Source organism: Pseudomonas duriflava, from assembly GCF_007830155.1.
GTDB lineage: Bacteria > Pseudomonadota > Gammaproteobacteria > Pseudomonadales > Pseudomonadaceae > Chryseomonas > Chryseomonas duriflava.
Window position 1 is genome coordinate 197,843 of record NZ_VLKY01000001.1, and the last position, 18,882, is coordinate 216,724.

The window sequence follows — 18,882 nt, forward strand, 5'->3', positions numbered from 1 at the left end:
GTGCTCCTATGATGCTATTGAGATAAAAAGGAGAGGCGCGTGTCTCTGACCCTGGTAGTTGGTAACAAGAATTATTCTTCCTGGTCTTTACGTGCCTGGCTCGTGATGGAGTTATCAGGCGCACGGTACGATGATCTGCGTATCCCCTTGTACACGCCGGATAGCCGTGCCCGCTTGAAGCTGCATTCGCCGACCGGCAAAGTGCCGGTCCTGAAAACCGAACATGGTGTTATCTGGGACTCTCTGGCTATTGCTGAGTACATGGCCGAACAGTTCCCGGAGGCTCATTTGTGGCCCACCGATACCCGGGCTCGCGCTTTTGCTCGTGCATTATGTGCTGAAATGCATAGTGGATTTATGGGGCTACGCAATCATCTACCCATGGATATGAAGCGTCGTCAGGGGTTGGCAGCTCTTCCACCAGAGGCGGAAAACGATATTCGGCGTATTTGTGCCCTGTGGGCTGAGTGTCGGGAGCGTTTTGGTGCCGAAGGCCCTTACCTGTTTGGCCGGCCCAGTATTGCAGACGCGTTTTATGCACCAGTAGCCAGCCGTCTGCGCAGTTATGCCGTATCGCTTCCGCCTGAGGCGGAGGCGTATGTGGAAACTATCTATCAGTGGCCAATGTTTCGGCGTTGGTATGACGATGCACTGGCAGAGAAAGAGGTAATTGGATGAATCGAATTCACGTCGTTGCGGCAGTCATTCGAGATGCATGCGGCCGCGTACTTATCGCCAAGCGTGCTCAGGATCAGCATCAAGGCGGGCTGTGGGAGTTCCCGGGTGGAAAAGTAGAAGCAGGTGAGCCCGTGCCTATAGCATTGGCACGTGAGCTTCGCGAGGAGCTGGGTATCCAGGTGGAAAGCAGTCGGCCCTTGATTCAGGTTCGTCATGATTATCCGGACAAGGCTGTTCTGCTCGATGTATGGGAGGTTACTTCCTTTTCGGGCGAGGCCTGTGGTCTGGAGGGTCAGCCCCTAGAGTGGATCGTGCCGAAGCAATTGCCGGATTATGAATTTCCAGCGGCTAATACTCCAATTGTAAAGGCAGCACGCCTACCTGGTTCCTATCTCATTACTCCGGGTGATTTGACAGTAAAGGAGCTGCTTCATGGTTTGCAACGCGCTCTGGATGCCGGTATCGCGCTCGTTCAGCTAAGAACGCCGCCATCGTTCGACCCTCAGTACCGTGATCTGGCCGTGGACGTGCAGGGCTTGTGTGCAGGGCGGGCCCAGTTAATGTTGAAGGGGCCACTCGAGTGGCTAGGTGATTTTCCTGCAGCCGGCTGGCACCTGACCAGTCAGCAGTTACGGCGTTATGCGGCTAATGGAAGACCTTTCCCACCGGACCGTTGGTTGGCGGCATCATGTCATAATGCTGAGGAGCTGGCACTGGCTGCGCAGATGGGAGTTGATTTCGTGACATTGTCACCCGTTCAGCCTACCGAGTCTCATCCCGGTGCGCCTGTACTGGGTTGGGATATGGCCGAGGCGCTTATCAGAAACTTCAACCATCCGGTCTATCTGCTTGGTGGTGTGGGGCCAGAGGATCAGACGAGTGCCTGGGATGCAGGCGCCCAAGGTGTTGCAGGGATTCGGGCCTTCTGGCCGACAATTTCCTGAGACAGCAGGAACACTTATGTTCCAAGCGTGATCAGTTCTCTCTGCGAGCTTTTGATGGCGGCGAGGCAGGTTCGAGCAGAGGGGCAGGGATCAAAAGATCACCTAGTTCTGCGGCACGCCGAGCCAATACTTTTTGCTTGAAAACTTCAAGGATCTCGACCAGTACCTGATCGAGATCCGTCGAGTCCTGAGGCAGGCTTTCATCAAAGCTGCGGTCTGCAATCCGGCTTGCCAGAGCGCGAAAGTCACGTGAACGCATACCGATAACGGCCTCATGAATCAGACGATTGACGATATCACTCAAGGTATTGTCAAGAGAGCGGGCTAGCCGATCACCCATCGGAAGACGCTTGAGCGCCTTGATATCCTCATTTTTAGCGACCGCATTGCTGATCAGCTCACTTACATAACGCTCCAGTGTCACACGGTTTTGTGTATAGCTTTCATCCAGCATGCGTTGCACACGCTTGGCTGTAGCATCGACTAACTGCTGCTTGCGTGGTCGGATAACATCATCGATAACGCCACTGGAAAAATCACTCTGAGTACGTAGTTCATCCTGCAACTCAGCAAAGATTTTGATCATTACACGATCAGATATGTCCTCCATCAGCCTTTGGTAGTAATGGTTGAGGAAGCCATAAAGGCGCCAGTGACGGATATTGATCAAGCCCAGGCGCTGCAGACGAACCAGTAACGTGATGAGACGGAGCGCACGGAGTAAGCGGAAACCGCTCAAGGGGATGCAGCCTAGGACGTCATACCAATGCACGAAAGGGTAATACCACCATTTGGCGTGACAGCGTTCGGCAACAGCAAGGCTCCAGCCGATCAGGACGTCTAGCAGAAAAAAGGCTACAAAGGCTAAATCGATCAGCTGAAAGTGAGCATGGATGGCCTCGGCATAGGCATGATGCATAGACGGGACGGCCGCCTCGAAGGCGCGATTGATCGGGCCGATCGAGAACAGGCTGTCGAAAAGAAGTAGTCCCAGATTGGCGCAGACCAGGATAATGATAAGACTGTCCCAGACGGCATGAAGCCCTTCCCGGCGACGGGTCGTTTGGACCGGCTCAGTCACGAGAGGCTTCCTGATGAGCCGCAGGTTGCCAAAGAATTTCTGCCAGCCCTTGACGACGCCCGATCAGGCGTGCAGCTACAAACAGCAGGTCGGACAGACGATTCAGGTAGGCGAGGCCTAACCCTAATAAGGGCTCATGGCGATTAAGGGTCTGGCAACGCCGTTCGGCCCGGCGGGCCTGGCTGCGGCAGACATGCGCCAAGGCTACGGCGTGCGAGCCGCCGGGCAAAATGAAGTTTTCCAGTGGCCCCAACTCTTCGTTCCAGATATCGATGATCTGCTCCAGGCTTTCCACCTCATGCGTCGTCAGGGCTCGATAGTCTGGCATAGCCAACTCACCACCCAAGTCAAACAGGCGGTGCTGGCAAGGCGCAAGAACGGTAATGACTTCTTTTAGACTTAAGTGCTGAACGGACTGCTGGGCCAGTTCGGCTAAGAGAAGACCAAGCTGACTGTTAAGTTCGTCCACATCGCCAATGGCTTCGATACGAGGATGATCCTTGTCGACTCGGCTGCCATCAGCCAGACCGGTTTGGCCAGTATCGCCGGTGCGGGTATAGATCTTCGACAGGCGATAGCCCATGAAAATGCTCCTTTCAGGTAGAGGTGGCTTCCGTCTGGATCAAGGGCAAACGCAAAGTGAAACATGTTCCTTCGCCCGGCGTAGATTGCACTTCCATCTGGCCCTTATGGTTGTTGGTAATGATGAAATAGGACACGGACAGCCCCAGTCCAGTGCCCTGGCCAACTTCTTTTGTGGTGAAAAACGGCTCGAAAATCCGTTTGCATATGTGCTCAGGAATACCGACACCGTTATCTTCCACCTGAATTTCTGCCCATTTCCCCTGACGCCGAGTCCGGAGAACAATATGACCCATTTCGCCTTCTTCCTCATCGCCTCGCTGATGGATCGCTTGTGCGGCGTTCTTCAACAGATTCAACAAGACCTGTTCGAGTTCATTGGCAATGACCGGAACCGGCCCAAGGTCGGGGTCAAACTCCCGCTCGATGTGCAATGCACGAAAGTCGAAACCTTCGGCTAAATCAAAATCGGTTCCGGCAATTTCAATCGCCTGATCAATTAGCGGAGGCAATTCGCAGGCTTCCATCTTGCGATTGCTGCGACGACTGAAGGCCAGCATGTGGCTGACAATCTTGGCGGCACGGCTGCCGGCTTGGTGAATGCCATCCAGCAGCCGCGGAATTTCACGCCCTTCAAGGTAGCAGTTGATTACGTCCAGCTCGACATTGCATTCAGCGGCCTGATCAAGATTTTTCTGCAGATCAGGTGATAGCCGCCTACGAATGTTCTGCACGTTATGCAGGATGGCGCCCAAGGGGTTATTGATTTCATGGGCCATACCAGCAGCAAGTCCGCCGACGGAGAGCATTTTTTCTGATTGAACCATCAGCTCTTCCATAGTGAGACGCTGAGTAATGTCATCGATACGAATCACGACGCCACGACCGGCTCCACCCATAAGTGGGTAGAACGTCAGCGTGTAATGCCGGGGCGTATCGATCAGGGCCCAGGTAACGCGTTCGACCTTTTCAACTCGCATATGCTCGGCGGCGCGGCTTAATTGAGGCAGAAAGGGCTTTATCGAGGGAAAGGCGAGAAAAATAGGCTGGTTCAGTGCTTCGTCCAGATTAGTTCCGGAAAGGTTGGTAGCTTCCTGGTTCCATTGGGTGACATAAAACTGCTCATCCACTGCAATTAGGGCAGATGGCATGGAGTCGATGATGCTGTTGAGGTAATTCTGAAAGCCGGTAAGTTTCTTTTCGATCTTGCCGCGGACCTGAACTTCCAGCTCCAGTTTGCGATTGGAGCGGCGGGTTTCTTCGGCCAAACTCTGGGCTTGTAAAACGGCAGACTGAGCGTCATCGCGGGCGCGCTTGAGTTGTTGCTCACGACCCTCGATTCGGGTGAGCATGGTATTAAAGGCATCGGCTAGACGACCAATTTCGTCTTCGCTGCCCTTGCCAGCCCGGAGAGCATAGTTTTCCTCGCGAGTAACCTGACGGGAAAGCTCCTCCAGTTGCAGAATGGGGTTTGTGACCAGCTTGCGAATTTGCTGGGCGACAACGAACCATAACAGCAGGCTAAAGACGAGAATGGCGAGACTGGCCGTCAGAGTGCCGGTATAAAAAGCCCCCGGTAGCTCGCTACTAGCGACTAAGAGAAGATGGCCAGATTGTCCTTGAGGCTGCGGAAGTTCGATCAGTACATTTGTACGAAACTCACGTAAACGCCATTTTTCCAAGTCGGAGTAGCGGGTAGGCAATTGAAGTACATCGCCGTTTTGTACTTCTGCTAGCAGGCGCCCGTCGCCATTGTAGATGGCTGCAAGACGTAGCGGGCTATAGTTATCCAGGCGCTGGAGCAAGGCTTCGGCGTTTTCCTTCGAACGTAAAGCTTCCTCACTTAAACTAGGCGTAGCCAAAAGGCGACCGACGGTTTGCAGGGCTTGCGGCGTCATGCTTTCCTGGGAGATCCAGTAAGCCGCCGAAATGAAAGTAATATTGGCAACTAGCAGGACTGCACTTAGCAAGACCAGCAGGGCAGCCAATAACTTCTGGCCGACAGGAAGATTCTTCAATCGCTCGCGCAGGGACATGGTTCGATGTGCCGCAAGGTTAGAGGGGAAGGGTAGCCTGCCCTTAATCTATGGGCAATCCGCGTGTCGCCAGTTGCTCGCTCAAGCGGATATGGAGGCTTTCAAGGCGCGCCAGCTTTAGCGAGTGCCGATGGGCTTCTTCCAGGGCATGACCAAGTAAAAAGCGGATTTCAGTCCGACGACCGCTACGCACGTCTTGTAGCATGGACGATGTATTAGCAGCAGTGGCATCAATAATGGCTAGAACAGCCTCATAGAGGCCTGATGCCTTTTCGGTCTGACCGGTATGCCTAAGCAATTCACAGAGCTCTTCGCACACCGACTGAATCTCGGCCGTATGTGCATTAAGCTCGCCGTTGCGGCAATCGTATAACACGGTCAGAGGATTAATGGCGCAATTGATAGCCAGCTTACGCCAGAGCTGACCTAGAATATCGTCTGTCCATTGAGCCGGTATGCCTGCTTCGCTCAACTCGTTTAGCCAGGCGGGTGGCTCGCCGGGATGGGTAGGATCACCTAACCAAGTGTGCCCTTGGCCAGCATGGACCACACTGAATGTATCGTCCCGAAAAGCGCCTTCAGTGCTACTTGCCAATATTGTACGGGCACGAGGAATCCGGGCGCTGACAGCGTCCTGACTGCCCATGCCGTTCTGCAAAAGAATAACGTCTGCCCCCGATGCCAGACGCGGCGCGATGCTGGCGATGGCTTCTTCCGCATCATAGGCTTTGCAAGCCAACAGAAGGCGACGAATAGGTACGGCATCCTGCGCAGTCTCAGCCGCAAGGGGATACAGGCTGGTATCGTCACCTTCGCGTAGTCGCAGTCCTCCTACTTGGCGATACTGCGCAAGCCGTACGCGATCCCTAAAAATCAGCCTGACTGGTATTCCCGCACGAAATAGGCGGGCGCCCCATAATCCACCTAGGCTCCCCGCGCCCAGAATATGCCAGCTCATCGTAACGTGCCTGATCGATAAGGTAGGGGACGTGATTGTTGCTGAAGTCGTGGCATGACGGAATTCCGGGTCTTTGAGAGTAGTCGTTATAATGCCGCCCCCTTTTCGATCGTCAAGCCGAACGACATAACTGCGTTCGACCTACATGGAGATATGACATGCCTTCGTTTGATGTGGTGTCCGAACTGGATAAGCACGAAGTCACCAATGCGGTGGAGAATGCCGTAAAGGAGCTGGATCGCCGGTATGACCTGCGTGGAAAGGGCTCTTTTGAATTTAAGGAACTAACCGTCACGTTGACGGCCGAGGCGGATTTCCAGCTTGAGCAGATGCTTGAAATCCTCAAGATGAATCTGGCCAAGCGCAAGATTGATGTGCAGTGCCTTGAGATCAAGGACGCCTATGCTTCCGGCAAGGCTGTCAAGCAAGAGGTCATGCTGCGTGAGGGCATCGACAAGGAGCTTGCGAAAAAGATTGTCGCGCTGATCAAGGAAAGCAAGATCAAGGTTCAGGCGGCTATTCAAGGCGAGCAGGTCCGTGTAACAGGCAAGAAACGCGATGAGCTTCAGGAAACCATTGCGATGCTGCGAGGACAGGAGCTCGGTATGCCGCTGCAGTTCAATAATTTTCGAGATTGATCCGGCTCTGTCAGGAGCCAAGAGAGCTCCTGACGGAACCTTCGATGCACCGGTACGTCGCACTTAGCATGGCCAACGGCTATGGGCCGGGCATTTCCATTGACATAAGGAGTATCCAACGATGGATCTAAGTGTGCAGTTCGACCGGTTGCTCGCCTCTTCCGAGGCTTGGTTGCCGGTCATCCTGCAATACGCCGGTAAGCTGACACTGGCACTCATAACCCTCTGGGTCGGCTGGTGGCTGGTCAACAAGGTCACTACTAACATGACGCATCTGCTCAAAAGCCGGCACGTGGATGTGGAACTACTGGGCTTTGTTGGCAGTTTGGCAAATATTGCTTTAAAGATTCTTCTGGTCGTCAGTGTCGCTTCGATGATCGGCATCGCAACAACATCGTTTATAGCGGTCATCGGGGCTGCTGGCTTGGCTGTAGGCCTGGCGTTACAGGGAAGTCTGGCCAACTTTGCTGGTGGTGTATTGATCCTGATCTTCCGGCCTTATCGGGTAGGTGAGTTCATCGAAACCCAAGGCATTCTGGGTACCGTGGATTCGGTGCAGATCTTTCATACCATCCTGCTTACTGGTGATAACAAGACAGTCACTATTCCCAATGGCATTTTATCCAATGGAGTGATTACTAACTATTCACGGCAGGCCAAGCGCAAGGTCATCTATGACATAGGTATCGATTATGACGCTGATCTGCAGAAAGGCCGCGAGGTGTTGCTCAAGCTGGCCGAGGACGAACGCGTACACCGCGATCCTGCTCCAGAGGTTGTAGTGGCCAAACTGGGAGACAGCGCCATTACTTTGTCTCTGCGCTTCTGGACTAACAGTGCCGATTACTGGCCGCTGACCTTCATGCTCAACGAACAAGTGCGTGACCGTCTGGACGAAGTAGGTATTGGAATTCCCTTCCCGCAGCGTGTCCTGCATATGGTTTCGGACGCAAAAACGTCCTGAATCTCGTAGATGAACAAAAAAGCCCACCTTTAAGGTGGGCTTTTTTTAAGACGTTCTGGGCTCACCATGCACTGCTTCAGGCGCAGGCTCTCTGGCCTGCCGTATCCACATAATCATGATGAGTAACAGCGTTGGAATTCCCAACAGGGCGGTAATCGTAAAGAACGACACGTAGCCAACCTGTTCGACCAACGTACCTGAGTAACCTCCTAGTAGCCGTGGTAACAGCAGCATGAGCGAGCTTAGTAGAGCGTATTGAGTAGCCGAAAAACGCAGGTTGGTCAGGCTGGACAGATAGGCGATAAAGGCCGACGAGGCTAAGCCAGCGCTGAAGTTATCGAAGCAGATGGTAATTACAAGAAGCGGAAGACTGGCACCCGTCATGGCAATCAGGGCGAACAGCAAGTTAGTCAGAGCTGAGGCTATTCCACCAATTAAGAGAATGGGTAGGATGCGGATCCGGGCCGTCAGTATGCCACCTGCCGCAGCGCCCAACAGAGTCATGATTACGCCAAAAATCTTGCTGACACTGGCAATGACATCCTTGCTGTAGCCGATGTCGATATAGAAAACGCCAGCCATGACGCCCATTACCGTATCCGAGAGACGGTATGTCGAAATCAGGCCGAGCAGCATTAGGGCTTGCCAACGGTAGCGTTGTACAAATTCACTGACCGGCGTCAGCACTGGCCCCATAAGTCGACGCCCTGGCGTCGACAGGCAAAGCAATGCAATGAGCAGATACATCAGGCCGCGAGGCCAGTAACCTCCATAGAACGACTGGCAGCCGCCCGTCACGGCAATACATAAAATAATAAGAACAATAACCGACACCGCTTGGTGGGCAAAGTCGAAGCGGGGTACTTCATCAACTTTGCTGGCAGCAGCCTGCAAGGCAAAAGGATGCCGGATCTGCTCGAAGAGATCGCGAATGGGCGCGTAGATCCGTCGCCCCCAAGGGGAGAGGCAGCCGATAATGAAGAGTGCATACAGTAAGGCACGTGGCCAGGCCCGATCGATCAAAGCATTAATCATCGCCGGGACTGAAATAAGCATCACGAGCACGAGGGCTACAGACAGTAACTGATGGTTAAAGCCGAACCGGGAATCTGCCAGTCCCATAGGGGCCGCTAAAGGTGGTTCACTGATCAGTAGGCTGGTTAGCAGGCCAGGCAGTACTAGTAGGGCAAACAACATATAAGTTGTCGCCCAAGCGGACTGGCTATAGGAAAGTACGCTTGAGCCTAGCAGGTCAGCGAGAAATAATGCGCCTGCACTCGCCAGTAAAGAAGCTACCCGATAACCCGTCATGTAGCAGGCTGCTAGTGCCGCTTGGCGACTATCTTCAGCAATCTCCAGTCGATAGGCATCTATGGCGATATCTTGCGTGGCCGAGGCGAAAGCAACCATGACCGCCAGGGCAATCAAAGCGCTCAAGTGAAATTGAGGATTACAAAAGGCCATGCCCAGCAGGCCTACACCTACCAGAACCTGCGAAAAGACCAGCCAGGAACGTCGACGGCCTAAGGTGCCAATAATAGGTAAACGCCATTGGTCCAGCATGGGCGACCAAACCCATTTGAAAGCATAGGCAAGCCCAATCCAGCTGGCATAGCCGATAGTTTCGCGAGAAACACCTGCTTCGCGTAACCATACCGACAGCGTGGAGAAAACCAGCATAGTAGGCAAGCCGGCAGCAAAGCCAAGCAGCAGCAACGCTAAGCATGCGGGAGACTTATAAGTTACGAAGGCCTCTCGCCAGAAATTTCTAATCATCAGGCCAGTCAATCGCGAAAAACGAGCACTCTACTCGGAAGGCTCTGCAGGATTCCACCCGTACCGACGCATGTCTACCTTTCCGTTGTGAAAAATGACGCCCTCAACTATCAGGCGTTGCCGTTGCTCTATTGCTGAGGCTGACTCGGCAGGGAGACTGATTTTGCCGTTAGCCGCTAACACTCGGTGCCAGGGAAGACTCGTTCCTTCCGGTAAATGGGACAGCATACGGCCCACCCAGCGCGCTGCACGGCCTAGCCCGGCTAAAGCTGCAAGCTGTCCATAACTGATGACCCGGCCGCTAGGAACCGCAGCTAATACATAATAAAGCCTTTCCTGACGAGTGGGCCCCTGCTCACTTTGGGGCGATTCGTCAAACGCGTCAGTCATGGATTTGATCTGCTCCCCAAAAAAGGAAAGAAAGACAAGTTAAAAGGAATTTTTCTCACTGGCAAAGTCGCATATCCGGCTCGCTTCAAAGTTTCGTACTTTTTGAAGTACGCCCTTGTGCTCTTGACGAGTCAACGGATAATTCGCAACCGCTTTTCCATCCTTCAACGGCATTTTCTATGTTGTCACGAACACTTTTCTATGTTGCTGCCGCTTCTCTGGTTGCCGGTGCCGCCCATGCGGACACTGTCTGGCTGAAGAACGGTGACCGCTTGACCGGGACGATCAAGCTTTTGGACAGCAAGAAGCTATTGTTGCAAACCGAATATGGTGGCTCTATTCCGCTCGACTGGAGCAAAATTTCCACGTTACAGAGCGATAATCCCGTCTTGGTACGGCGCGGCGATTATGCCGATGATGTTGAGGTGAAACGCCTCAAGCCAGCCGGTCAGGGTGAAGTGATCGTTGATACTGACAGCCAGGGCGAGCAAACCATGCCACTGGCCAGCATTACCCAAATTGTCCCACCACGGCCATTTCTTCGTGATTTCACTTGGAAGGGTAACGTCGACGTTGCGCTGGATTACAAGCGCGCCGAAGAAGATACGGACGACTACGATGTCGATTTCAAGACCCAGGCCCGTCATGGCATGTGGCGTCACAATGGGCAAGGTAGCTACAACAAGGAGAAGAGCGATGGCGAAGTATCGACCGACAACTGGTCTTTGGAGTACGCCCTTGATCGCTTTATCAATGAGCAGTTTTTCTGGCAGGGCCGCGTGTCCTATGACCGCGACAAGATAGAAGACATTGCCCGCCAGCGTACGATTGGTACCGGTCCAGGTTATCAGTTCTGGGACAATGAGCTTGGAGCCTTCTCCCTGACAGCATTGTTGGACCGTGCCGACTACAAATACCAGGACGGTACTCAGGATAACTTCTATTCGGTTTCGATGAAGTGGAACTACAACCGTTATTTCTCTGGGAAGACTTTCGAGTTGTTCACAATGGGTGAAATCGGCCGTCCATTAGACAATACGGCCGATTTCAGCCTGGATAGCGACATAGGGTTGCGTTACAAGGTTACCAACTGGGCCTCGCTCAACCTCAAGGCTTCTAAACAGTGGGTCAGTGGCGCCGAAGGACATCTTAATGAGACAGAATACAGTGCAGGTTTTGGTGTGACCTGGTAGGTAGGTCTGGCCTGTGTTGTATTGACAAGGGCGCCTGGAGGCGCCCTTGTCGTATCCTGTATCCATGACTGCCTATAACGGCCTTGTCTACACCGTGTAACATCTCTCTAAAGGTCATTAAAGCCTTGATAATGCTGAGGCGCGCTTCGCCCGAATTCACTATATAAAGTCGGCAGGCTTGAATTGGCGCGCCGGCAACGCCACCTTGGTGGAATTGTTAGCTGGCCCAGGAGGCCATGAAGGAAGCTTCAATGCGCGTATTCTTTTTCCTGTTTCTTTTGTTTCCGCTGCTTGAGCTGGCAGTTCTGATCAAGCTTGGCAGCGCAGTTGGTGTAGGCTGGACGTTGATCCTACTGATTCTAAGCACTTTTGTTGGCATCGGTATGGTGCGGGTCGCCGGCTTTGCCACAATCTGGCGGGCTCGTATGCGTCTTGCTATGGGCGAAATGCCTGAAAAGGAGATTACCCAGGGGCTTACCTTGGGTATCAGCGGGATTCTTTTCATTCTCCCTGGTTTCATTAGCGATGTTTTTGCCTTGCTGATTTTGTTGCCGGTTACGCGAAAGTTGCTGGTAGGAGCCGTTGTTCGTCGATTAAACATTCGTACAGCAGGTCAGTTCCGTTCTGAGCCACACAATTCGTCTCGTCCGGAGGGGCCCAAGGTAATCGAAGGCGAATACGAGCGTCGCGACGATTAAATATGTTTAGAAATGCTATTTGCCGCTCGAATTGTAAAAAAATTTCTAGGTTTGCCCTTGAAATGACGTTGCACAACCTCATGTAGCGGACACCGCAAGGTCCTTGCCAATGGCAGGCTGATTTTGCGTTCCGCTTTGCGGGGCGCACCCGGCATTGCCGGTTAAAACAAAACTGCCGGTGGCTTTCACCGGTGATTGGAAACGCTTACATATTTGGGAGATACGACTATGAAGCTTCGTCCTCTGCATGATCGCGTCGTGATCCGTCGCAGCGAAGAAGAAACCAAGACCGCTGGCGGCATCGTGCTGCCGGGTTCGGCTGCTGAGAAGCCGAATCGCGGTGAAGTCGTTGCGGTAGGAACCGGTCGCGTTCTGGATAACGGCGAAGTGCGTGCTCCGGCTGTCAAGGCTGGCGACAAAGTAGTGTTTGGCCCTTATTCCGGCAGCAATACCATCAAAGTTGATGGTGAAGAGCTGCTGATCATGGCTGAATCCGAGATCCTGGCTGTACTGGAAGGCTAATTGCCGATCCCCTGTTTCCACCGAATTCGTTTAGAGGAAAAAGAACATGGCTGCTAAAGAAGTCAAATTCGGCGATTCCGCTCGCAAGAAGATGCTGGTTGGCGTTAACGTTCTGGCTGACGCGGTAAAAGCGACACTGGGTCCGAAAGGCCGTAACGTGGTTCTGGACAAGAGCTTCGGCGCTCCTACCATCACCAAAGATGGCGTTTCCGTTGCAAAAGAAATCGAACTGAAAGACAAGTTCGAAAACATGGGCGCTCAACTGGTTAAGGACGTTGCGTCCAAGGCCAACGATGCAGCAGGTGACGGTACTACTACCGCTACCGTTCTGGCCCAATCCATCGTCAACGAAGGTCTGAAGGCCGTTGCCGCTGGCATGAACCCAATGGATCTGAAGCGCGGTATCGACAAGGCAACCATCGCCATCGTTGCCCAGCTGAAAGAGCTGGCCAAGCCGTGCGCCGATTCCCGTGCCATTGCTCAGGTAGGCACCATCTCCGCTAACTCCGACGAATCCATCGGCAATATCATTGCCGAAGCTATGGAAAAAGTTGGCAAAGAAGGCGTAATTACTGTTGAAGAAGGCTCGGGCCTGGAAAACGAACTGTCTGTTGTAGAAGGCATGCAGTTCGACCGCGGTTACCTGTCTCCTTACTTCATCAACAAGCCGGACACCATGTCCGCTGAGCTGGACAGCCCGCTGCTGCTGCTGGTTGACAAGAAAATCTCCAACATCCGTGAAATGCTGCCGGTACTAGAGTCCGTTGCGAAAGCTGGTCGTCCGCTGCTGATCGTAGCTGAAGACGTTGAAGGCGAAGCACTGGCTACGCTGGTTGTTAACAACATGCGTGGTATCGTCAAGGTTGCTGCTGTCAAGGCGCCTGGCTTCGGCGATCGTCGTAAGGCCATGCTGCAGGACATCGCGATCCTGACAGGCGGTACCGTGATTTCTGAAGAAGTCGGCCTGAGCTTGGAAAGCACTACGCTGGAGCACCTGGGTCAAGCCAAGCGCGTTGTAATCAACAAGGAAAACACTACCGTTATCGACGGTGCTGGCGTTCAGGTTGATATCGAAGCTCGCGTCAAGCAGATCCGTGCCCAGATCGAAGAAACTTCTTCCGACTACGACCGTGAGAAGCTGCAAGAGCGTCTGGCCAAGCTGGCTGGCGGTGTTGCCGTGATCAAGGTTGGTGCGGCTACTGAAGTTGAAATGAAAGAGAAAAAGGCCCGCGTTGAAGACGCTCTGCATGCGACTCGTGCAGCCGTCGAAGAAGGTGTGGTGCCTGGCGGTGGTGTAGCGCTGGTTCGTTCCTTGCAGGCGATTGAAGGCCTGAAGGGCGATAACGAAGACCAGAACGTTGGTATCGCTCTGCTGCGTCGTGCGGTCGAAGCGCCCCTGCGTCAGATCGTAGCCAATGCTGGCGGTGAGCCGAGCGTAGTGGTTGACAAGGTCAAGGCTGGCCAGGGCAACTACGGCTTCAACGCTGCTAGCGGCGAATACGGCGACATGATCGAGATGGGTATCCTTGACCCGGCCAAGGTAACCCGTAGTGCACTACAGGCTGCTGCTTCTATTGGCGGTCTGATGGTTACTACCGAAGCCATGGTTGCTGATATCCCAGAAGACAAGGCTGCTCCGGCAATGCCTGACATGGGTGGCATGGGTGGCATGGGCGGCATGATGTAATCAGCCTCTCAGCTCCAAGCTAAAAGCCCGGTCTTTATGACCGGGCTTTTTTTTGATTACATTTTTACAGGCTCCTTGCCTCATCGGCTTGTTCAATAAATATCGATCATGCGAGGACAATGCTAAGTCAGCTGCCGAGCGACGCGGACGACGGTCGCCTAAAGAAAGTAAAAGGCTAGCAGGATAAACCCACCTGATAGCCAGTACGCCAACCAAGATGATCATTCGTTTGGCGCGATGATGAAAAATATTTCAAGGAAATCATTATGTCGGCCTATAAAGCCTTGTCCGGCTTCGTAGAAAGGATTGGGCAGGGGACTTGATGCTCAACAGCAGAATGATGATGGCCAGAGTCAGCCCTAGGCCTAGAGAAAATTAATTGGTCGGCATAGGGCTGAAACGGGTTCGTTCATGGTTATCCTAGAAAAAAGCAAGAAAAGGTCGCCAGGTCACTTTAAGGGCAGTGTGGCCACGAGCCTGCTACGGCGTTATGCCTAGGTGAATAGGCAGTGAAAAATGTCAAACCGCGTCTCTGCAAGAGCAGAGTCGATGAGGTCTGTGAATGCGTATTCTGGTAGTAGAAGACAACCGTGACATTCTTAGTAATCTGCTGGACTACCTTAGCCTCAAGGGTTACAGCGTTGATTGCGCTCAGGACGGGCTGTCCGGCCTGCATCTGGCTGCGACCGAACATTACGACTTACTGATTCTTGACGTTATGTTGCCGGGGATCGACGGATACACGTTATGTCAGAGGCTGCGTGAAGATGCCCGCCGTGACACGCCGGTAATCATGCTGACGGCTCGCGATCAGCTTGATGATCGCTTGCAAGGATTCCGTTCGGGTGCAGATGATTATCTGATCAAGCCGTTCGCTTTATCGGAGCTGGCAGCCCGTGTCGAAGCGGTTATGCGCCGTACCCGGGGTGGCGGTCGGCGGCAGCTCCAGGTTGCTGATCTCTGCTACGACTTAGATACGCTGGAGGTCAGCCGGGGCGGTAAAATGCTCAAGCTCAACCCAATCGGTCTTAAACTGCTTGCCGTACTCATGCAAAAGAGCCCGCATGTAATCAGGCGCGAGGTACTCGAAGAAACATTATGGGGTGATGACTGCCCCGACAGCGACAGCTTGCGCAGCCATATACACCAGTTGCGTCAGGTGATTGATAAGCCATTCGAGAGCTCTCTTTTACATACTGTCCATGGCGTAGGGTACCGTCTGACGCAGGATATTCATGGAGTATAAGCAAAGCCTTTCCCGGCGAATCATCATTGCCTTTGTACTGATGACCATGGTGGTTGGCGGGTTGTTTTCCTTTGGAATCGTCGAGGTTGTGCATCTAGTCGAAGAGCAACTGATTTCAGAGGATATGAGCAGTGAGCTCAGTCGCATGCTCCGCCGGGATATGCGCGACGGTGGACAGCCTGACTTGGATCCGGGTATGCGTCTTTATTACGTTCCGAAGAGTGAGTCCGCATCCTTGCCGCCGCATATTGCAAACCTCAGGCCTGGCTTTAGCGAGGTAGAGGAAAACAATCGGTACTACTATGCCTGGGTTCGTATTCAGGATGGCCGTCACTATGTTCTGCTGCAGGACCAGAGTGATTTTGAGCGACGTGAGAAGGCCTTGTACCGGATTGTGTTTAAGGGTTTTCTACTGAGTGTGGCCTTGTCTGGTCTGTTGGGCTGGTTATTGGCCCGACGGGTCATCGCTCCTGTAAGTCGTCTGGCTCGACAGGTTCGTCACCGTGACCAGATGCTGTCAATGGCGCCACCGCTGGCACCTGACTATGCCCACGATGAGGTCGGGGAGCTGGCGGCAGCTTTTGACGATGCCCTGGGCCAGCTACGTAATGCTTTAACGCGCGAGCAGCTGTTTACCAGTGATGTCAGCCATGAACTGCGTACGCCTCTGATGGTGATTGCTACGTCCTGTGAATTGTTAGCCGAGGACCCTACCTTAAGTACACGCGGCAAGGCACAACTGCAGCGTATGGCGGATGCTGCCGAGGAAATGCGCGATTTGGTACAGACCTTTTTGCAATTGGCACGTGCCCAGGGAGATGTCGAAGTCATCGCACCGCGTAATACGCTGCGCCAAGTGGCTGACGAACTGGTCAGTCAATGGAGAGGCCCTATCGAGACTAAAGGGCTTAGATTGGACTATCAGCCAGACCGGGCTGACCTTACAGCAACCTTCAATGCACCTTTTTTACGCTCCGTGATGAGCAATCTGCTGCGTAACGCTTTGCACTACACAGAGGCCGGTACGATTCGGCTCATACTGGACGACATGACTTTTTCTGTAGAGGACACCGGGAGCGGTATTCCGGATGACCAACATCAGGCCGTCTTTCAGCCTTTCGTGCGAGGCCAGGGGCAGCGAGGAGAGGGCTTAGGGTTGGGGCTATCGCTTGTACACCGTATTTGTCAGTTACAAGGATGGACGGTGTCACTTACCAATCGAGTTCCGCAAGGTTGCCGGTTCCAGATCAAGCTGACAGAGCCAGCTTCCATGATCGAGATAACATAATTTTCATACGGCCTTGACTTCCGATTGACGGTAACTTTGTAGCGTAACGCTACCCCATAAGGATTGCTGTCATGAGCCTACGATTGAATTACCGTTTTCTCAAAATATGATTGCGCTAGCCGAGCAGTATCTAAAAAATATCAGAACGGCGTAGCGCGTCGCCTCTCCCGGTAGTGTGGCAAACAGCTTGCCCGTCGCTGGCCGGGCAACCCCATCTGGCCTGTTCTGGCGGAAAAGCATAACCGGGCTATCATTGAGCGGATAAGTCAGCAGATAGGCTGACAGTTGCTCTCTTAGTCCAGCCTCAAATATGGCTGTACGCTGTAATCAGACCAAACGCGATGTTTTTCTGAAACAACCTGGTGCTACCCTGGCCGGCCTACATACAGCGCATTGGCGTATGCATGTTTGTATGACAAGCATATTTTTGTCAGGACAACATGTTGTCGAGGGAGCTTTTTGCTTCGATATCGCGCTTCTCGATCCAGAGAAGAGAAGACGCCCTTTTAGCGCTAGCCGTGCTGTTCAGCGTGACTTTGTTCAATTAAGACGCCACTCGTCGCTCAGTACAGCGGATTGGAAAAGTCTGGTCTACGGTTATCAAGCGATATTTGGCAAGCTCATCAGAGGGTTGCAACCATGAACTTACAAATTACAAGAGGTTTGCTACTGCTCGGCGCACTGGGTGTTACAACAGTGGCTTATTCCGCTTGGCAGGAACCTACTCCTTCCGTTGTTTCAGGGCACGTAGGTTTACCTTATTGCCAGACTCCTGTTAGCGCACGCTCAGAGACAGCCGAACCAGCCGATCAGAATCTTGTTTTGTTTCTTTATAGCTTGGCGCAGGGAACAGCAAGCGCCTCGCAATAAGATTTTCTGCGTAGACATACGCTGCACATGCTGGAAAAGGTTTTTATTCAGTCAAAGCTCGGGCATGCTGTCGGGAAAGGTTTGAATAATTCGAGCAAATTTTATGGCTGATAGCATTTTTTCCCAGTGCAGCGTGCAAAGCCTTCTGGATACGGACTTCTATAAGCTCACCATGATGCAGGCTGTCCTGCACAACTATCCCAATACGGAAGTCGAGTGGGCATTCAAGTGCCGTAATAATGAAGACTTGCGTCCTTACGAGGCCGCTATTCGGGCCGAGATCGAACGGCTGGCCGATATTTGCATCAGTGACGAGCAACTCGACTTTCTCGAGCGTATTCCGTTCATCAAGCCTGACTTCATCCGCTTCCTCCGGTTATTCCGCTTCAACCCTCGGTATGTGCATATTGGTATCGAAAACGATACCTTCAGCTTGCGCCTGAGAGGCCCTTGGTTGCACCTTATTCTTTTTGAAGTACCGATCCTTGCGTTAATCAGTGAAGTACGCAATCGGCATCGTTATCCGCATCAGTCTTTAGAAAATGCCCGCGAACAGCTATACCGCAAGTTCGAATGGCTCAAGCAAGAGGCGAGTCCTGCTGAGCTGGCCGGCTTCAAGATGGCTGACTTTGGTACGCGCCGACGTTTCTCCTTTCCGGTTCAGGAAATGGTCGTCAAGGCGCTTCGGGATGATTTCCCCGGCCGCTTCGTAGGGACCAGTAACGTACATCTGGCGTTAAGCCTGGGCGTCACGCCACTGGGCACAATGGCTCATGAATGGTTCATGGCCCATCAGCAACTGGGACCGCGGCTCATTGACAGCCAGATTGCTGCACTGGATTGTTGGGTGCGGGAATACCGGGGGCTGCTGGGTATTGCATTGACCGATACGGTTACCATGGACGCGTTTCTGCGTGACTTTGATCTTTATTTTGCCAAGCTGTTCGATGGTTTGCGTCATGACTCGGGCGATCCCATCGGATGGGCTGAAAAAGCTATCCGGCATTATGAAAGCCTAGGCATCGATCCTCTGACCAAGACGCTGGTTTTTTCCGACTCCTTGAATCTGGAGAAGGCCCTGAACCTATACCGTTCTTTGCGTGACAGGATCAACGTGAGCTTTGGAATCGGCACCAATTTCACATGTGATCTGCCTAGAGTAGAGCCGATGAATATTGTGCTAAAGATGACGTCCTGCAATGGTCAACCGGTTGCCAAAATTTCCGATGTGCCTGGTAAGACGCAAAGTGAGGATCCGAACTTCGTGCATTATCTCAAGCACGTCTTTCAGGTCTCAGCTTAAGGCACGGCGGGATCAAAGGGTCCCGCCA

The 18,882-nt window shown here is 53.0% G+C and carries 18 protein-coding genes; 12 read left to right on the plus strand and 6 right to left on the minus strand.

What is annotated here, in order from left to right:
- Positions 1-39: 39 nt before the first annotated feature.
- Both IQ22_RS00940 and IQ22_RS00945 read left to right on the plus strand, forming a co-directional pair.
- The gene (locus IQ22_RS00940) at positions 40-678 is read left to right on the plus strand and encodes a glutathione S-transferase family protein (protein ID WP_145136659.1); all 639 of its coding nucleotides are present in this window, start codon (positions 40-42) and stop codon (positions 676-678) included.
- On the plus strand, positions 675-1,622 hold the full coding sequence (locus IQ22_RS00945) for a Nudix family hydrolase (RefSeq protein WP_145136662.1): 948 nt from the start codon (positions 675-677) through the stop codon (positions 1,620-1,622). Before IQ22_RS00940 ends, IQ22_RS00945 begins: the two co-directional genes overlap by 4 nt.
- A 31-nt stretch (positions 1,623-1,653) precedes the next feature.
- Here the strand turns inward: IQ22_RS00945 and IQ22_RS00950 are convergent, their stop codons facing one another.
- The 4 genes from IQ22_RS00950 to IQ22_RS00965 are packed head-to-tail and all read right to left on the minus strand — an operon-like array spanning position 1,654 to position 6,279.
- Positions 1,654-2,703: an ion transporter gene (locus IQ22_RS00950; protein WP_145136664.1), complete on the minus strand. Its 1,050-nt coding sequence runs from the start codon at positions 2,701-2,703 to the stop codon at positions 1,654-1,656.
- Positions 2,696-3,286, minus strand: a complete 591-nt coding sequence (locus IQ22_RS00955; RefSeq protein WP_145136667.1) for a cob(I)yrinic acid a,c-diamide adenosyltransferase — start codon at positions 3,284-3,286, stop codon at positions 2,696-2,698. Before IQ22_RS00955 ends, IQ22_RS00950 begins: the two co-directional genes overlap by 8 nt.
- Before the next feature lie 13 nt (positions 3,287-3,299).
- Positions 3,300-5,321: an ATP-binding protein gene (locus IQ22_RS00960; protein WP_145136669.1), complete on the minus strand. Its 2,022-nt coding sequence runs from the start codon at positions 5,319-5,321 to the stop codon at positions 3,300-3,302.
- Between the two features lie 43 nt (positions 5,322-5,364).
- Positions 5,365-6,279: a putative 2-dehydropantoate 2-reductase gene (locus tag IQ22_RS00965; RefSeq protein WP_145136672.1), complete on the minus strand. Its 915-nt coding sequence runs from the start codon at positions 6,277-6,279 to the stop codon at positions 5,365-5,367.
- A 158-nt stretch (positions 6,280-6,437) separates the two neighbouring features.
- Here IQ22_RS00965 and IQ22_RS00970 point away from each other — a divergent pair, with 158 nt between their 5' ends.
- Both IQ22_RS00970 and IQ22_RS00975 read left to right on the plus strand, forming a co-directional pair.
- Positions 6,438-6,917: a YajQ family cyclic di-GMP-binding protein gene (locus IQ22_RS00970; RefSeq protein WP_145136675.1), complete on the plus strand. Its 480-nt coding sequence runs from the start codon at positions 6,438-6,440 to the stop codon at positions 6,915-6,917.
- Positions 6,918-7,038: 121 nt separating this feature from the next.
- Complete coding sequence (locus IQ22_RS00975) at positions 7,039-7,881, plus strand: mechanosensitive ion channel family protein (protein ID WP_145136678.1); 843 nt, start codon at positions 7,039-7,041, stop codon at positions 7,879-7,881.
- 45 nt (positions 7,882-7,926) lie between these two features.
- Here the strand turns inward: IQ22_RS00975 and IQ22_RS00980 are convergent, their stop codons facing one another.
- On the minus strand, positions 7,927-9,657 hold the full coding sequence (locus IQ22_RS00980; protein ID WP_145136681.1) for an AmpG family muropeptide MFS transporter: 1,731 nt from the start codon (positions 9,655-9,657) through the stop codon (positions 7,927-7,929).
- 30 nt (positions 9,658-9,687) lie between these two features.
- Positions 9,688-10,047, minus strand: a complete 360-nt coding sequence (locus IQ22_RS00985) for an MGMT family protein (protein WP_145136684.1) — start codon at positions 10,045-10,047, stop codon at positions 9,688-9,690.
- Between the two features lie 179 nt (positions 10,048-10,226).
- Between IQ22_RS00985 and IQ22_RS00990 the strand changes: the two genes are divergently transcribed.
- From IQ22_RS00990 to pncB, 8 genes are all read left to right on the plus strand, one after another.
- Complete coding sequence (locus tag IQ22_RS00990) at positions 10,227-11,240, plus strand: DUF481 domain-containing protein (RefSeq protein ID WP_145136687.1); 1,014 nt, start codon at positions 10,227-10,229, stop codon at positions 11,238-11,240.
- A 251-nt stretch (positions 11,241-11,491) separates the two neighbouring features.
- The gene (locus IQ22_RS00995) at positions 11,492-11,938 is read left to right on the plus strand and encodes an FxsA family protein (protein WP_145136688.1); all 447 of its coding nucleotides are present in this window, start codon (positions 11,492-11,494) and stop codon (positions 11,936-11,938) included.
- Between the two features lie 228 nt (positions 11,939-12,166).
- The gene (locus tag IQ22_RS01000; RefSeq protein ID WP_145136690.1) at positions 12,167-12,460 is read left to right on the plus strand and encodes a co-chaperone GroES; all 294 of its coding nucleotides are present in this window, start codon (positions 12,167-12,169) and stop codon (positions 12,458-12,460) included.
- A 46-nt stretch (positions 12,461-12,506) separates the two neighbouring features.
- A complete protein-coding gene (gene groL / locus IQ22_RS01005; protein ID WP_145136693.1) occupies positions 12,507-14,147 on the plus strand; it encodes a chaperonin GroEL in 1,641 nt (546 codons plus the stop codon).
- Between the two features lie 562 nt (positions 14,148-14,709).
- Positions 14,710-15,393, plus strand: a complete 684-nt coding sequence (locus tag IQ22_RS01010) for a response regulator transcription factor (protein WP_145136696.1) — start codon at positions 14,710-14,712, stop codon at positions 15,391-15,393.
- Positions 15,383-16,681, plus strand: a complete 1,299-nt coding sequence (locus IQ22_RS01015) for a sensor histidine kinase (protein WP_145136699.1) — start codon at positions 15,383-15,385, stop codon at positions 16,679-16,681. The genes IQ22_RS01010 and IQ22_RS01015 overlap by 11 nt, the downstream gene beginning before the upstream one ends.
- A 310-nt stretch (positions 16,682-16,991) precedes the next feature.
- Positions 16,992-17,324: a lipopolysaccharide kinase InaA family protein gene (locus IQ22_RS01020; RefSeq protein WP_145136702.1), complete on the plus strand. Its 333-nt coding sequence runs from the start codon at positions 16,992-16,994 to the stop codon at positions 17,322-17,324.
- Between the two features lie 330 nt (positions 17,325-17,654).
- On the plus strand, positions 17,655-18,854 hold the full coding sequence (pncB, locus tag IQ22_RS01030; protein ID WP_145136708.1) for a nicotinate phosphoribosyltransferase: 1,200 nt from the start codon (positions 17,655-17,657) through the stop codon (positions 18,852-18,854).
- Positions 18,855-18,882 lie beyond the last annotated feature (28 nt).

Excerpts from the sequence above, each read along its gene's own strand:
- IQ22_RS00980 (WP_145136681.1), bottom strand. The coding sequence starts at position 9,657 with ATGATTAGAAATTTCTGGCGAGAGGCCTTCGTAACTTATAAGTCTCCC.
- IQ22_RS00960 (WP_145136669.1), bottom strand. The coding sequence starts at position 5,321 with ATGTCCCTGCGCGAGCGATTGAAGAATCTTCCTGTCGGCCAGAAGTTA.
- IQ22_RS00990 (WP_145136687.1), top strand. The coding sequence starts at position 10,227 with ATGTTGTCACGAACACTTTTCTATGTTGCTGCCGCTTCTCTGGTTGCC.
- IQ22_RS00985 (WP_145136684.1), bottom strand. The coding sequence starts at position 10,047 with ATGACTGACGCGTTTGACGAATCGCCCCAAAGTGAGCAGGGGCCCACT.
- IQ22_RS00955 (WP_145136667.1), bottom strand. The coding sequence starts at position 3,286 with ATGGGCTATCGCCTGTCGAAGATCTATACCCGCACCGGCGATACTGGC.
- IQ22_RS01020 (WP_145136702.1), top strand. The coding sequence starts at position 16,992 with ATGGCTGTACGCTGTAATCAGACCAAACGCGATGTTTTTCTGAAACAA.
- IQ22_RS00970 (WP_145136675.1), top strand. The coding sequence starts at position 6,438 with ATGCCTTCGTTTGATGTGGTGTCCGAACTGGATAAGCACGAAGTCACC.
- pncB (WP_145136708.1), top strand. The coding sequence starts at position 17,655 with ATGGCTGATAGCATTTTTTCCCAGTGCAGCGTGCAAAGCCTTCTGGAT.
- IQ22_RS01015 (WP_145136699.1), top strand. The coding sequence starts at position 15,383 with ATGGAGTATAAGCAAAGCCTTTCCCGGCGAATCATCATTGCCTTTGTA.
- IQ22_RS00975 (WP_145136678.1), top strand. The coding sequence starts at position 7,039 with ATGGATCTAAGTGTGCAGTTCGACCGGTTGCTCGCCTCTTCCGAGGCT.
- IQ22_RS01000 (WP_145136690.1), top strand. The coding sequence starts at position 12,167 with ATGAAGCTTCGTCCTCTGCATGATCGCGTCGTGATCCGTCGCAGCGAA.
- IQ22_RS00945 (WP_145136662.1), top strand. The coding sequence starts at position 675 with ATGAATCGAATTCACGTCGTTGCGGCAGTCATTCGAGATGCATGCGGC.
- groL (WP_145136693.1), top strand. The coding sequence starts at position 12,507 with ATGGCTGCTAAAGAAGTCAAATTCGGCGATTCCGCTCGCAAGAAGATG.
- IQ22_RS00995 (WP_145136688.1), top strand. The coding sequence starts at position 11,492 with ATGCGCGTATTCTTTTTCCTGTTTCTTTTGTTTCCGCTGCTTGAGCTG.
- IQ22_RS00965 (WP_145136672.1), bottom strand. The coding sequence starts at position 6,279 with ATGAGCTGGCATATTCTGGGCGCGGGGAGCCTAGGTGGATTATGGGGC.
- IQ22_RS01010 (WP_145136696.1), top strand. The coding sequence starts at position 14,710 with ATGCGTATTCTGGTAGTAGAAGACAACCGTGACATTCTTAGTAATCTG.